Here is a 14,146-nt window from a genome sequence, read left to right as displayed (position 1 = left end):
GCGGCCGGTCCCGAGCGGTCCCGTTCGTAGCTGTTCGTCGCCGTTCGTTGCCGTGCTGTGCCCCTGTACGAGGGTGGATCACCGTCGTACAGGGGCACACCGTGTGGTGAGGCATGTGTGCGAGACAATGGCGGCATGGAGATGCCGAGGAATGAACGGTCGCAGGAGAGCCCCCAGGTCCTCATCGTGGGACAGGACGGGATGGCGCTCGGCGGCACTCAGGGTGACGACGAATCCCGCGAGGTCCCGGTGACGGAAATGGTCGAACAGCCGGCGAAGGTCATGCGGATCGGCAGCATGATCAAGCAGCTCCTGGAGGAAGTACGGGCGGCACCTCTCGACGAGGCCAGCCGCGTCAGGCTCAAGGACATCCACGCCAGCTCGGTCAAGGAGCTGGAGGACGGGCTGGCGCCCGAGCTGGTCGAGGAACTGGAGCGCCTGTCCCTGCCGTTCACGGACGAGGCCATCCCCTCCGAGGCGGAGCTGCGCATCGCGCAGGCCCAGCTCGTGGGGTGGCTGGAGGGACTTTTCCACGGTATCCAGACGGCGCTGTTCGCCCAGCAGATGGCGGCCCGCGCCCAGTTGGAGCAGATGCGCCGGGCGCTGCCGCCGGGCGCCTCGCACGACGATGACGACGACCAGGGCCCCGGCCACGCGATCCGCTCGGGCCCGTACCTGTAGGTCTGGAGGCCCGTAGGCCTGCGGGTCGGGCAAGCACAAGGGAGAGGGGCCCGGGGCACGATGCGTGCGCCGGGCCCCTCTCGCTGTCCTACGGGCCGTCAGGGCCGGTCGGCGACCAGCAGGATCTTGCCGACGTGCGTCCCGGAGTCGAGCGCACGGTGGGCCTCGGCGGCGTCCCGCAAGGGCAGCGTGCGGTCGACGACCGGACGGACCGTGCCGGCCCCGATCAGCGGCCAGACGTGCTCCCGGACCGCGGCCACGATGGCCGCCTTCTCCTGCAGCGGGCGGGCCCTCAGCGTCGTCGCCGTGATCGCGCCGCGCTTGGCGAGCAGCGCCCCGAGGTTCAGCTCGGCCTTCACGCCGCCCTGCATGCCGATGACGGCGAGACGCCCGTTGACCGCGAGCGCCTTCACATTGCGGTCCAGGTACTTCGCCCCGACGATGTCGAGGATGACGTCCGCCCCGGCCCCGTCGGTCGCCTTGCGCAGCTCCTCGACGAAGTCCTGTTCGCGGTAGTCGATCAGGATGTCCGCGCCCAGTTCGCCACAGCGCGCCAGCTTCTCCGGCCCGCCCGCGGTCACCGCGACGCGCGCGCCCACCGCCTTGGCCAGCTGGATCGCCATCGTGCCGATGCCGCTGGCGCCGCCGTGCACCAGCAGCGTCTCGCCCGGCCGCAGGTGGGCGATCATGAAGACGTTCGACCAGACCGTGCTGGTGACCTCGGGCAGTGCCGCGGCCGTGACCAGGTCCACGCCGTCCGGAACCGGCAGCAGCTGGCCGGCGGGGACGGCGACCTTCTCCGCATAACCGCCGCCGACGAGCAGGGCGCACACCTCGTCGCCGACCGACCAGCCGGACACCCCGGGGCCGAGAGCGGCGATCCGTCCGGAACACTCAAGACCGGGGTACGGCGAGGTGCCGGGCGGCGGATCGTAGAAGCCCTGCCGCTGGAGCAGGTCGGCGCGGTTGACGGCGCCGGCCACCACCTCGACGAGGACTTCGCCCTCGGCGGGCACGGGATCGGGCACCTCGGCCCAGACCAGGGCCTCGGGACCGCCGGGTTCCGGAATCGTGATCGCATGCATGGCGGCGAGGCTACTCCGGCGGACTCGTCAGCGGAGTGACGGACGCCGCCCGCACGATCGTGATCACACGGTCCGTCAACTGCAGCGGACTGGCGGCCGGATCGTCGTAGCTGAGCAGCCGGTGCCCGCGCAGCACGCTGACGACCAGGTCGCCGGTCTCGCGTACGTTCTTGCCGACCTCGGCCTTTATCACCGGCCGTTCGATCAGGTCGAGGCCCGAACCCTGCTGGATCAGGTCCTCCATCACCGCGCCCGCGCTGGGACTCAGCACGGAGAGGCCCAGCAGGCGTCCCGCCGCACTGGCGCTGGTGATCACGGCGTCCGCGCCCGACTGGCGCAGCAGCGGCGCGTTCTCCTCCTCCCGTACCGCGGCGACGATCTTCGCGCCCCGGTTGAGCTGCCGGGCCGTGAGGGTGACCAGGACCGCGGTGTCGTCGCGCTGGGTGGCGATGACGATCTGACGGGCCTTCTGGACCTCGGCGCGCACCAGCACATCGCTGCGGGTCGCGTCGCCGACCACGCCGACGAAGCCGTCGGCGTTCGCCGTCTCGATCACCTTGCCGGACGGATCGACGATGACGATCTGGTCCTTGCGCAGCCCGGTGGCGCAGAGCGTCTGGATGGCCGATCGTCCCTTCGTTCCAAAGCCGACGACGACGGTGTGGTCACGCAAGGTGGACCTCCAGCGGTTCAGCCGCCACTCCTCCCGGGTCCGTTCGGTGAGGACCTCGAGAGTGGTGCCGACCAGGATGATCAGGAAAAGCACGCGCAGCGGCGTGATCAGCAGGATGTTGACCAGCCGCGCCGAGTCGCTGTACGGGACGATGTCGCCGTAGCCGGTGGTCGAGAGGGTCACGGTCGCGTAGTAGACGGCGTCGAGGAAGTCGACGGAGTCGTCGGCGTTGTCGTGGTAACCCGCCCGGTCGATGTAGACGATCAGGACCGTCACGATCAGCACCGACAGCGCCATCAGCAGCCGCTTGCCCACCTGCCGCAGCGGACGCTCGACGACCTGCCGGGGCATCCGGATACGGGACGGCGCCATCTTCTCGTCGACATGGCGCGCCATGATGTCCCGACTGGGAAGTTTCACGTGAAACACGCTCCTTGGGACGCTCCCGCGACGGGCGTCTCCGGCCAGGGAAGGTCGAGGATCTCCAGGACGTCGCCGGGCTTCGCGCCCCCGGGCGGGACGACGGCCATGCCGTCCGCGGCCGCGATGCCACGGAGCATCGCCGGGCCGTTGTAGTGCAGGGGCACGGCCTGCTCCCCGCAGTGGACGACCGGGACGAGCCGGGTGTCGTGCGGGTGGCCGTGCACCTCCTCGCGTACCGGCGCGCGGTATGGGCCGGGCGCCGGGGCGCCTCCCAGCGCGCGCAGCAGCGGTTCGACGAGGGTGAGGAGCCCGGAGACGGCGGCGAGCGGGTTCCCGGGCAGTCCGACGAGGTACCGGACGGGACGGGCGGCCCCGTCGGGCCGGCGGGCGGTGCCGGGCCGGTCGGAGCGGGCCGGGTCGCCTTGCCGGGTCGGGAGGGTCATGCCGGGGCTGGTCGCTTCGTCGCGGCTGGTGGGTTCGTCGGCGAGGGGCTCGTCGGCGGCGGGCTCGTCGAGTCGGGCGAGGAGCATGGGGTGGCCGGGGCGGACTTTCACGCCGTCCACGAGGAGCGCGGCGCCCGCCTTGGCGAGGACGGGGTGGACGTGGTCGACGGGGCCCGCGGCCGTGCCCCCGGTGGTGATCACAAGATCGGCCTCGGAGCCGGCGACGGCGGCGTACAGGGCGTCGGCGTCGTCACCGATCCGGCGGGTGGCGAGGACCTCGGCGCCGAGCGCGCTCAGCCAGGGGCCGACCATCGGGCCGAGGGCGTCACGGATCAGGCCGTCGTGGGGGAGTCCGGCGGTGAGCAGCTCGTCCCCGAGGACCAGGATCTCCACCCGGGGCCGGGGCACGGTGCGCAGCTCGTCGTATCCGGCGGCGGCGGCGAGACCGAGCACGGCGGGGGTGACCGGCGTGCCGGCGGGCAGCAAGCGGTCGCCCGAGCGGCACTCCTGGCCGCGCGGGCGGATGTCCTGGCCCTGGACCACCCGGTGCCGGGCGTGCAGATGGCCGCCGGAGTCGGTGCGGGAGTGTTCGCTGCGGACGATCGCCGTCGTCTCGGCCGGGATCCGGGCGCCGGTGGCGATTCGTACCGCCGTACCGTCGGCCAGCGCGGCGGCGGGGGCGTCTCCGGCGAGGACAGACTCCGCCTCGCGGACCTCCCAGGGGCCGGGGCCGGCGACCGCCCAGCCGTCCATGGCGGAGGTGTCGAAGGGCGGCAGGTCGGTGAGTGCGCGCAGCGGCTCGGCGAGGACGTGGCCGAGCGCCTGTCCGAGCGGCACGGCGCGGGGCGGGCGCCCTGCCCCGGCGGCCGTTCCGGCCCGGGCGGCGACGGCCCGTGCCTCGGGCCAGCCGGTCGCGCGGTGCGGTGACTCGGGGCGCGGCTCGGCGGGCCGGGGCCGCGCGACGAGGGCGAGCGCCTCGTCGACGCCGTCGCTGTCCGGGGCGGGGGCCGCGGCCTCGTGCGGGGTCATCCGGCGGTGCCCTGCTCCGCTTCCGCGGCCCACCGGGCGGCGAGCGCCGCGGCCTTGCGGGAGGCCTCGGCGACCGCCTCGGGTGCGCCCTCGCCACGGGCGGCGGCCTGAGCCGCCGCGTAGCCGACCAGGAAGGTGGTCAGCGGCGCGGCGGGGCGGGCGACCCCGTGGGCGGCGTCACGGGCCAGGTCGAGCAGGACGCCGGTGTCGACGTCGATCTCGATGCCCAACTCGTCCTTGACTGCGGTGATCCATTCGTCCAGCACGTTCCCATGCTCCCTGATACGGGCCCGGGCCGTGGCGATGTCCTCCCAGGTGTCGCAGTCGAAGGAGGCCAGGGGCTCCGCGGTGACCCGGGTGATGCGAAGCCTTCCCGTGAGCAGACGCAAGGGGAGGCCGGTGAGGCTGCCGCGTTCGGCGGCGATGAGAGACAACTCACGCCGGAGCGGGCCGGTGCGGTACGCGGCGACCAGCGGCTGGTCCCGCCCCTCACCGTCGACGAGCAACGCGGCGTCGAAGGGCGGGACGTCGGTGGGGGACGGCGCGCCGGGGGTGCCCGGGTTCCCGGGGCCGGGGTGGCCGGGGCCGCGGTGGCCGGGGCCGAGGTGGCCGGGGCCGGAGATCGCGGGCCTGGCCGGGTGGTCGGGGGTGCCCGGGTGGTCGGGGCTGCCCGGGTGGTCGGGCCTGCCCGGGTTGTCGGGGGTGCCCGGGTCCTCGGAGGAGCCCGGCTCGTCGGGCAGGGCGTCCAGGAGACGGAGGCCGGTCTTCTCGTCGAGGAAGGGGAGGTCGGCGGAGAGGACGAGCACCCTCTCCGCGGTCACCCGGCGCAGCCCGGCCTCGAGCGCGGCCAGCGGCCCCCCGCCGGGCGGTTCCTCCCGCGCCCACTCCACGTCGCGCACGGTCTCCCGCCGGTCACCGACGACGATCGTGCGCGCGGCGCCCCGGCACCCCGCGAGCACCCGGTCAAGCAGCGCCCGTCCGCCGACCCTCACCTGCGGCTTGTCCGCACCACCCAGCCGCCTGGCGGCCCCTCCGGCCGGCACGATGGCGTCATACGCGGTCGTCATCCCAGCAGTATGGTCCGCGGCCGCCGGGATGCGCCCGAAAGATCGGCTCCATCTCACGGACGGAGACATCACCCGGGCGCCCGAGGGGCCGTACGCGCCACCCTCCGAGACGGAGAGCTCCGCCGCGCGCCGCGGCCCCGGGGGCGGGCCGGCAGGGCGCGGCCCGCCTCGTGGGCGGCGGGTCAGACGGTGCGGAGCAGCACCGCGGGCTGCTCCACGCAGTCCGCGACGTAGCGGAGGAAGCCGCCCGCCGTGCCGCCGTCGCAGACCCGGTGGTCGAACGTGAACGACAGCTGGACGACCTTCCGTACGGCGAGTTCACCCTGGTGGACCCAGGGCTTGGGGATGATCCGGCCCACGCCGAGCATCGCCGCCTCGGGGTGGTTGATGATCGGCGTGGAACCGTCGACCCCGAACACCCCGTAGTTGTTCAGCGTGAACGTCCCGCCGGTCAGGTCCGCCGGCGTCAGCGTCCCCTGCCTGGCCGCCTCCGTCAGCCTCGCGAACTCCGCCGTCAGGGACTCCGCCGTGCGGGCACCGGCGTCCCGTACGACCGGGACGACCAGGCCGCGTTCGGTCTGGGCCGCGAACCCGAGGTGCACGGACGGCAGCCGGACGATCTCCCGGGCCGCGGTGTCCACCGTGGAGTTGAGCTCCGGGAAACGGCCGAGCGCGTGCGTGCAGATCCGGGCGAGCAGGGCGAGCAGGGAGATCTTCGGACCGCCCGCCGCGTTCATCGCGGCCCGGGCGGCCAGCAGCTCGGTCGCGTCGGCGTCGACCCAGCAGGTCGCGTCCGGGATCTCGGTCCGGCTGCGGCTGAGCTTGTCGGCCACGGCACCCCGTACCCCGCGCAGCGGGATCCGCTCCGCCGTCGCCACGGCGGCGGACAGGGCGGTCGGGGCGGCCACCGGGGCCTGCGCCTTCACCGGTGCCGCCGCGGTGGCCAGGGCCTGCTCCACGTCGGCGCGCAGGATGAGCCCTTCCGGGCCCGAACCGCGCACCTCCCGCAGGTCGAGGCCCTTCTCCCGGGCCAGCTTGCGCACGAGCGGCGAGATGACGGGCACGGGCCCTTCCTGCTGCCCGGGCACTCCCGCCGCGGGGGCGACGGTGACGACGGCAGCCGGTGCGACCGGTGCCGCGGCCGCCGGGCTCGCCACCGCAGGACTCGACTGGCGGACCCTGCGCCGCCGGGCCGCCGGGCCGGCCGTGCCGTACCCGACGAGCACATTGCCGGAGTACTCCGAGGACTCGGCGTCGGCGGCCGCGCCGCCGGAACCGTTCGCCCCCGCCGACCCGTTCGCGCCGGAAGCCCCGGCGCCCGTACCCGTACCCGTACCGGCTCCGGCGTCCGCGCCGGGCGGCCCGCCGGCCGTTCCCGTCTCCGTGCCGCCGACCGCGACGGTCAGCAGCGGCGCCCCGACGGGCAGTTCGGTGCCCTCCTCGCCGAACCGGGCCGTCACCACGCCCCCGTAGGGACAGGGCACCTCCACCATCGCCTTCGCGGTCTCGACCTCGACGACCGGCTGGTCGATGGCGACGACGTCGCCGACGTTCACCAGCCAGCGCACGATCTCCGCCTCGGTCAGCCCTTCACCGAGGTCCGGCAGCTTGAATTCGAGCACCTGGGCCATCAGCTCCCCGCCTCCCACTGCAGCCGCGCCACCGCGTCCAGGACCCGGTCCACGCCCGGCAGGTGGTGCCGCTCCAGCATCGGCGGCGGATACGGGATGTCGAAACCGGCGACGCGCAGCACCGGTGCCTCCAGGTGGTGGAAGCAGCGCTCGGTCACCCGCGCCGCGATCTCCCCGCCGGGACCGCCGAACCCGGTCGACTCGTGCACGACGACCGCCCGGCCGGTGCGCCGCACCGACGCGCAGACCGTCTCGTCGTCGAAGGGCACCAGCGAACGCAGGTCCACCACCTCCAGGTCCCAGCCCTCCGCCCGCGCGGCCTCCGCCGCCTCCAGGCAGACCGGCACGGAAGGCCCGTACGTGATCAGCGTGGCGCTGCGGCCGCTGCGCCGCACCACCGCCTTGCCGATCGGCTCCACCGCCTTCGGCGCCTCGGGCGACCAGTCGGACTTCGACCAGTAGAGCCGCTTCGGCTCCAGGAAGACCACCGGGTCGTCGGAGGCGATGGCCGCCCGCAGCATGCCGTACGCGTCCTCGACCGTGGCCGGCGTGACGACATGGAGCCCCGGAGTCGCCATGTAGTACGCCTCGGAGGAGTCGCTGTGGTGCTCCACGCCGCCGATTCCGCCGCCGTACGGCACCCGGACCACCAGCGGCATCGGCAGCGCCCCGCGCGTGCGGTTCCGCATCCGGGAGACGTGGCTGATCAGCTGCTCGAACGCCGGGTAGGCGAAAGCGTCGAACTGCATCTCGACGACCGGCCGCAGCCCGTACATCGCCATGCCGACGGCCGTGCCGAGGATGCCCGCCTCGGCCAGCGGGGTGTCCGTGCAGCGGTCCTCGCCGAACTCTTTGGCGAGCCCGTCCGTGACCCGGAAGACACCGCCGAGGGCGCCGACGTCCTCTCCGAGGACGTGCACCGTCGGGTCCTCGGCCATCGCGTCGCGCATGGCCCGCTGGAGGGCCTGCGCCATGGTGGCGGGCTTGGCCGCGGCCCTGCCCGCCGTCTTCTGCGCGGTGGTCATCACGCCTCGCTCTCGGCGTCGAGTTCGGCGCGCAGCTGGGCCGCCTGCTCGCGCAGTTGCGTCGTCTGCTCGGCGTAGACGTGCGCGAACAGGTCCATCGGGTCCAGCACCGGGTCGGCGTTCATCCGCTCGCGCAGGGTGGCGGCCATCGTCTCGGCGGCCTCGGCCGCCGTCCGCTTGCCGTCCTCGTCGAGCAGTCCGCGCTCCGTCAGCTCCTGCTCCAGGATCCGGATCGGGTCGTGCGCCCGCCAGGCCTCGACCTCGGCGTCGCCGCGGTAGCGGGTGGCGTCGTCGGCGTTGGTGTGGGCGTCGATGCGGTACGTCACGGCCTCGACCAGCGTCGGTCCGCCACCCCGCCGGGCCCGGGCCACGGCCTCGGTCAGCACCTGGTGGACGGCGACGGCGTCGTTGCCGTCGACCAGCCGGCCGGGCATGCCGTAGCCCACGGCCTTGTGCGCGAGGGACGGCGCGGCGGTCTGCTTGGCGAGCGGCACGGAGATCGCGAAGCCGTTGTTCTGCACCAGGAAGACCACGGGGGCCTGCCAGACGGCCGCGAAGTTCAGCGCCTCGTGGAAGTCGCCCTCGCTGGTGCCGCCGTCGCCGACCATGGCGAGCGCGACGACGTCGTCGCCCTTGAGGCGGGCCGCGTGCGCCAGGCCGACCGCGTGCGGCAGCTGGGTGGCGAGCGGGGTGGACAGCGGGGCGATCCGGTACTCCCGCGGGTCGTACCCGGTGTGCCAGTCGCCGCGCAGCAGCGTCAGCGCCTGCACCGGGTCGAGGCCGCGGGCGACGGCCGCCAGGGTGTCGCGGTACGACGGGAAGAGCCAGTCGCGGTCCTCGAGCGCCAGGGCGGCGGCCACCTCGCAGGCCTCCTGACCGGTGGTCGAGGGGTAGACGGCGAGCCGGCCCTGCTTGGTGAGGGCGGTGGCCTGGGCGTTGTACCGCCGTCCGCGCACCAGCTCCGCGTACAGCCGGCGCAGCAGCTCGGGGTCGGCGCCGGCCATGGCGTCCGTGCCGATGACCCGGAACGGCTCGGCGTCGGGCAGCAGGGGGGCGGGGTCGGTGCGCGGCTTCCACGCCGGAGGCGGGGTCGGCCGGTAGACAGGGGCGGCAGCGGGTGGCGCTTGGACCGTCGAACTGCGCTGTTGCAACGAGTCCACCTCCTCGTGGGAGCGGGCATAAGACCCGAAGGCGGGTGGCGCGAATGTGGCGCGCCTCACCTACCGATTGTTCGGTCGTGGAGGCATTTTGGCTACAGGCACCCTCAGCCTGTGGACAATCGGTTCTCCACAGCCTGGGATAGAGACATGTCGTCCATGGGAGAGAGGCGGGGGGACATGGCGGATGAACAAATGGCCTACGAAGGAGAGCGGGGCCCGGCGGCGCGGCCGCTGGACTCGATCGACCGGTCCATCCTTCGCATCCTCCAGACGGACGGCCGCGCGTCGATACGCTCCGTGGCCGAGCGGGTCCATGTCTCCCGCGCCAACGCCTACGCCCGGATCAACCGGCTGATCGACGACGGGGTGATCCGGGGCTTCAGCGCCCGGCTGAACCACGAGCGGGCGGGCCACGGCGCCTCCGCCTACATCACGCTCAAGATCGTCCAGAACTCCTGGCGCACGGTCCGCGAACAGCTCCAGGCGCTGCCGGGGGCGGCCCACATCGCTCTGGTCAGCGGAGACTTCGACGTGCTGCTGCTCGTGCACACGCCGGACAACAGGACCCTGCGCGAGCTGGTCCTCACCAAGATCCAGTCCATTCCCGAGGTGCTGTCGACGCGCACGCTTCTGGTCTTCGAGGAGACGGACCTGGACCCCGACCACACCGGGTGAACGGGATACGCCGACCGGGCGAGGGCGGACGGTTGCGCCGACCGGGCGGGTTTGCCCGGCGTCCTGCCCGGCTCACCCGGTGTCCCGCCCGGCTCGCCCGGTGCACTGCCCGGCAGGCTCCGCATACCCGGCGGGGGGCCGGGCGGGCCCGTCCCCCGACGCGCCGCGCCCGTCCCCCGACGCGCCGCGCCCGTCCCCCGACGCCTCAGCGCGCCGTCCGCAGCCCGTCGAAGGCGAGGTGGACGACGGTGTCCACCAGTTGGTCGCGGTCGGCCTCGCCGCCCGGATGCGGCCGGTACCACTCCACCAGCGAGTTGATCATGCCGAAGAGCAGCCGGGTGGCGAGCCGGATGTCCACATCGGCCCGCAGGTCCCCGTCGGCGGCGGCCGCCTTGAGCAGGTCGGCCACTCTCTGGTCGAACTCGCGCCGCCGTTCCAGGGCCCACCGCTCGGTCCGGGTGTTGCCGCGGACCCGCAGCAGCAGCGTGACGTAGGGCAGCTCCGCCATCAGCACCTCGACGGTGCGGCGGGTGACGTACTCGACCCGCTCGATGGCCCGGCCGCGGTTCGCCCCCGGCTCGTCGAGGATGGCGAAGAGCCCGTCGAGCGCCCGGCTGACCGCCCGTCGCAGCAGCTCCTCCTTGCCGGCGACGTGGTGGTAGATCGAGGACTTGGAGATCCCGGCGGCCTTGGACAGGTGCTCCATGGAGGTGCCGTCGTAACCGCGCTCGTTGAAGATCCGGACGGCGACGGAGAGCAGCGTCTCCGGGGTGTACGTGTCGCGCTTCGCGGTGGTCACTCCGCTCCCTCCCCGTCCGCCGCGGCGTTCTCGGCGGCGACCCGGCGCCGGAGCGCCTGGGAAGGGGCGTAGCGGCCGCTCGGGTACTCCTCGTGGAGGTTGGACAGGGTCTCCAGGACCCAGTCCGCGCCCAGCTCCGCGCCCCAGGCGAGCGGCCCGCGCGGGTAGTTCACGCCCAGTCGCATCGCCGTGTCGATGTCGTCGGCGTCCGCCACCGCGCGCGTGGCGGCGTCCAGGGCGAAGTCGGCGAGCATGGCGACCGTACGGGCGACGATCATGCCCGGCACGTCCCGGATGACGCTGACCTTCTTGCCGAGGGCCTGGAAGAGGCCGACCGCATCCCGGAGGGACGGCTCGTCCACGGTCGAGGCGGGCGCGAGGACGATCCGCTCGCAGGTGGCGTAGTCGAGCGCGAGGTCGAAGTGGATGACGGGCATCGCGGCGTCGTCGGCGGCCGTGCCGTCGGCGAGGAAGAGCCGGGTCCCGCTCGGCAGCTCGATCCAGCCCGGATAGCCCTCGACCGCGTCCTGCCGGAAGTCGACGGCGACGGCCGCCGTCTCCCGCAGCAGCCGGACCAGCGGCTCGGCCTGGTACAGCTCGCCCTGCACGACCACCGAGGCGGGCGGGCCGGCGGGCGGCGCGGTGTGCGGCACCGGGGCGGCCGCGCCCTCCCCGTACGGGAACCAGCCCTGGCCGGACTTGCGCCCGAGCCGCGCCGACTCGACCAGTCGGCGCTGGGCCAGGGACGGGGTGAACTTGGGGTCCTGGTAGAAGGACTCCCAGACGGAGCGGGTGACGGCCTCGTTGACGTCCTGGCCGATGAGGTCGGTCAGCTCGAACGGCCCCATCCGGAACCCGCCGCACTCGCGCAGCGCCGCGTCGATGGTGGCCGGATCGGCCACGCCCTCCTCGTACACCCGCAGCGCCTCCGCGTAGAAGGGCCGGGCTATGCGGTTGACGATGAAGCCGGGGGTGTCGGCGCAGCGCACCGGCGTCTTGCCCCAGCTCCGCATCGTCGCGTACGCGCGCGTGGCGGCGGACGGTTCGGTGGCGAAGCCGCTGACGACCTCGACCAGGGGCAGCAGCGGCGCCGGGTTGAAGAAGTGCAATCCGACGAACCGGCCGGACAGGCGCAGCCCGCCCGCGATGGCGGTGACGGAGAGGGAGGAGGTGTTGGTGGCCAGCAGGGTGTCGTCGCCGACGATCTTCTCGAGGTCGGCGAAGAGCTGCTGCTTGACCGGGAGCAGCTCGACGACTGCCTCGACGACGAGCGCGGCGTCGGCCAGCTCGGCCGGATCGGCGGCGGCGTGCAGCCGGGCCACCGCGCCGTCGCGTTCCGCCCGGTCCATCCGGCCCTTCTCGACCAGCCGGTCCAGCCGGGCCGCGAGGGCGGCCACGGCCGCCTCCGCGCGGCCGGGGGCGCTGTCGTAGAGCCGTACGGGATGGCCTGCGACCAGGGCCACCTGGGCGATCCCCTGGCCCATGGTGCCCGTGCCGACGACGGCGACGGCGCGGCTCCGGTCGATGGCGTCGGTGCCGGCGTCCGGCACCGCCTCGCTCACATTGGCGGTCATACGACTGATCCTCCCCGATGGGTTGTCCACAGCTTCGGCAGACCCCCTTGTCCCGACCGATCGTTCGGTTACTCTAACTCTGTCCGCCTGACCCTGCCCAGCTCGACGAGGAGTTGCGCCCATGGCCGCCGCTCAGCTGACCACCGACCACCTGGCCGCGAGGCACCGGTCCACACTCGACCAGGCGCTCGACACCATCCGCACCCGTGCCTACTGGTCGCCGCACCCCGAGCACCCCAAGGCGTACGGCGAGAACGGTTCGCTGGACGCCGCCGCCGGCCTCGACGCGCACAAGGCCGTGCTCGGCCGTCGCTTCGAGCTGGACCAGCCCGGCACGGACGGCTGGACCGGCGGCGAGGTCTCGCCGTATGGCCCGGCGCTCGACATCGAGTACCCGCACGCCGACATCGACGTCCTGCTGCCCGCCATGCGCGCCGGTATGGCCGCCTGGCGCGACGCCGGGGCCGAGGTCCGCGCCCTGGTCTGCGTGGAGATCCTCGCCCGGATCTCCGCCCGCACCCACGAGTTCGCGCACGCGGTGATGCACACCAGCGGCCAGGCCTTCATGATGGCGTTCCAGGCCGGCGGCCCGCACGCCCAGGACCGCGGCCTGGAGGCCGTGGCGTACGCCTATGCCGAGCAGACCCGCACCCCCGGCAGCGCCGACTGGGCCAAGCCGCAGGGCAAGCGCGACCCGCTGGAGCTGTCCAAGCAGTTCACCCCGGTCGCCCGGGGCATCGCCCTGATGATCGGCTGCAACACCTTCCCGACGTGGAACGGCTATCCCGGCCTGTTCGCCTCGCTCGCCACCGGAAACCCGGTCCTGGTCAAGCCCCACCCGCGCGCCGTCCTCCCGCTGGCGCTCACGGTCCGCGTCGCCCGCGAGGTCCTCGCCGAGGCCGGCTTCGACCCGAACCTGGTCGCGCTGGCCGTGGAGCGGCCGGGCGAGGGCATCGCCAAGACCCTGGCCGTCCGCCCCGAGATCCGGATCATCGACTACACCGGCTCCACCGCCTTCGGCGACTGGCTGGAGACCCACGCCCGCCAGGCGCAGGTCTACACCGAGAAGGCCGGCGTCAACACCGTCGTCGTCGACTCCACCGACGACTACAAGGGGATGCTGTCCAACCTGGCGTTCTCCCTCTCGCTCTACAGCGGCCAGATGTGCACCACCCCGCAGAACCTGCTGATCCCCCGCGACGGCATCACGACCGACGCCGGCCCCAAGTCGTACGACGAGGTCGTCGCCGACCTCTCGGCGGCGGTCGGCGGGCTCCTCGGCGACGACGCCCGGGCGAACGCCCTGCTCGGCGCCCTGGTCAACCCCGATGTGAAGGCGCGCCTGGAGGCCGCTGCCGGCCTCGGCGAGGTGGCGCTCGCCTCCCGCGAGGTGGCCCACCCGGACTTCCCGGACGCCGTGGTGCGCACGCCCGTGATCGTAAAGCTGGACGGCTCCAAGCCGGACGCGGAGGCGGCGTACTTCTCCGAGTGCTTCGGCCCCGTCTCGTTCGCCGTCTCGGTGGACTCGACCGCCGACGCGCTGGAGCTGCTGCGGCGCACGATCCGTGAGAAGGGCGCGATGACGGTCGGCGCGTACACGACCGACGCGTCGACCGAGCGGGCGGTCGAGGAGGTCTGCCTGGAGGAGTCCGCCCAACTGTCGCTGAACCTGACGGGCGGGGTCTACGTCAACCAGACGGCCGCGTTCTCCGACTTCCACGGCTCCGGCGGGAACCCGGCGGCGAACGCCGCGCTGTGCGACGGGGCGTTCGTCTCCAACCGCTTCCGCGTGGTGGAGGTCCGCCGCCAGGCCTGACCCCGTGCGCCCCGCGCAGGCCGCCACCGGCCCTCGTCGGCCCTCTGGCTGCGGAAGTCCTCGCG

Annotated in this window: 12 protein-coding genes; 3 read left to right on the top strand and 9 right to left on the bottom strand. The window is 73.6% G+C overall.

Annotated features, from left to right (window positions below; translation table 11 throughout):
• The first annotated feature begins 135 nt into the window (after positions 1-135).
• Positions 136-681, top strand: a complete 546-nt coding sequence (locus tag ACZ6RC_RS20150) for a bacterial proteasome activator family protein (protein WP_391140054.1) — start codon at positions 136-138, stop codon at positions 679-681.
• A gap of 98 nt (positions 682-779) precedes the next feature.
• On the opposite strand, the gene ACZ6RC_RS20145 is transcribed toward ACZ6RC_RS20150, so the two are convergent.
• The 7 genes from ACZ6RC_RS20145 to pdhA all read right to left on the bottom strand — a co-directional run bounded on the left by ACZ6RC_RS20145 (position 780) and on the right by pdhA (position 9,217).
• Positions 780-1,766, bottom strand: coding sequence for an NAD(P)H-quinone oxidoreductase (locus ACZ6RC_RS20145; RefSeq protein WP_469584993.1), 987 nt, complete (start codon positions 1,764-1,766; stop codon positions 780-782).
• A gap of 10 nt (positions 1,767-1,776) precedes the next feature.
• A complete protein-coding gene (locus ACZ6RC_RS20140) occupies positions 1,777-2,859 on the bottom strand; it encodes a potassium channel family protein (protein WP_391140052.1) in 1,083 nt (360 codons plus the stop codon).
• Entirely contained in the window at positions 2,856-4,334 is a 1,479-nt protein-coding gene (locus tag ACZ6RC_RS20135) for a molybdopterin molybdotransferase MoeA (protein WP_469584989.1), read from the bottom strand. Before ACZ6RC_RS20135 ends, ACZ6RC_RS20140 begins: the two co-directional genes overlap by 4 nt.
• Positions 4,331-5,401, bottom strand: coding sequence for a DUF6457 domain-containing protein (locus tag ACZ6RC_RS20130; protein ID WP_469584986.1), 1,071 nt, complete (start codon positions 5,399-5,401; stop codon positions 4,331-4,333). The genes ACZ6RC_RS20135 and ACZ6RC_RS20130 overlap by 4 nt, the downstream gene beginning before the upstream one ends.
• A gap of 182 nt (positions 5,402-5,583) precedes the next feature.
• Entirely contained in the window at positions 5,584-7,032 is a 1,449-nt protein-coding gene (locus ACZ6RC_RS20125; protein ID WP_469584982.1) for a dihydrolipoamide acetyltransferase family protein, read from the bottom strand.
• Positions 7,032-8,057, bottom strand: a complete 1,026-nt coding sequence (locus tag ACZ6RC_RS20120; RefSeq protein ID WP_469584980.1) for an alpha-ketoacid dehydrogenase subunit beta — start codon at positions 8,055-8,057, stop codon at positions 7,032-7,034. The genes ACZ6RC_RS20125 and ACZ6RC_RS20120 overlap by 1 nt, the downstream gene beginning before the upstream one ends.
• Positions 8,057-9,217, bottom strand: coding sequence for a pyruvate dehydrogenase (acetyl-transferring) E1 component subunit alpha (pdhA, locus tag ACZ6RC_RS20115; RefSeq protein ID WP_469585745.1), 1,161 nt, complete (start codon positions 9,215-9,217; stop codon positions 8,057-8,059). The genes ACZ6RC_RS20120 and pdhA overlap by 1 nt, the downstream gene beginning before the upstream one ends.
• Before the next feature lie 177 nt (positions 9,218-9,394).
• Between pdhA and ACZ6RC_RS20110 the strand changes: the two genes are divergently transcribed.
• The gene (locus ACZ6RC_RS20110) at positions 9,395-9,892 is read left to right on the top strand and encodes an Lrp/AsnC family transcriptional regulator (protein ID WP_391140047.1); all 498 of its coding nucleotides are present in this window, start codon (positions 9,395-9,397) and stop codon (positions 9,890-9,892) included.
• Between the two features lie 205 nt (positions 9,893-10,097).
• On the opposite strand, the gene ACZ6RC_RS20105 is transcribed toward ACZ6RC_RS20110, so the two are convergent.
• A complete protein-coding gene (locus tag ACZ6RC_RS20105) occupies positions 10,098-10,691 on the bottom strand; it encodes a TetR/AcrR family transcriptional regulator (protein WP_391140046.1) in 594 nt (197 codons plus the stop codon).
• Positions 10,688-12,265: a 3-hydroxyacyl-CoA dehydrogenase gene (locus ACZ6RC_RS20100; protein WP_469584975.1), complete on the bottom strand. Its 1,578-nt coding sequence runs from the start codon at positions 12,263-12,265 to the stop codon at positions 10,688-10,690. The genes ACZ6RC_RS20105 and ACZ6RC_RS20100 overlap by 4 nt, the downstream gene beginning before the upstream one ends.
• A gap of 121 nt (positions 12,266-12,386) precedes the next feature.
• Here ACZ6RC_RS20100 and paaN point away from each other — a divergent pair, with 121 nt between their 5' ends.
• Positions 12,387-14,081, top strand: a complete 1,695-nt coding sequence (paaN, locus tag ACZ6RC_RS20095; protein WP_469584972.1) for a phenylacetic acid degradation protein PaaN — start codon at positions 12,387-12,389, stop codon at positions 14,079-14,081.
• The last annotated feature ends 65 nt before the right edge of the window (positions 14,082-14,146 follow it).

The sequence above is a fragment of the Streptomyces sp. NPDC048353 genome, from assembly GCF_055587165.1.
The sequence above is the reverse complement of the archived record's forward strand: the minus strand, read 5'-3'. Positions and strand labels throughout refer to the sequence as shown.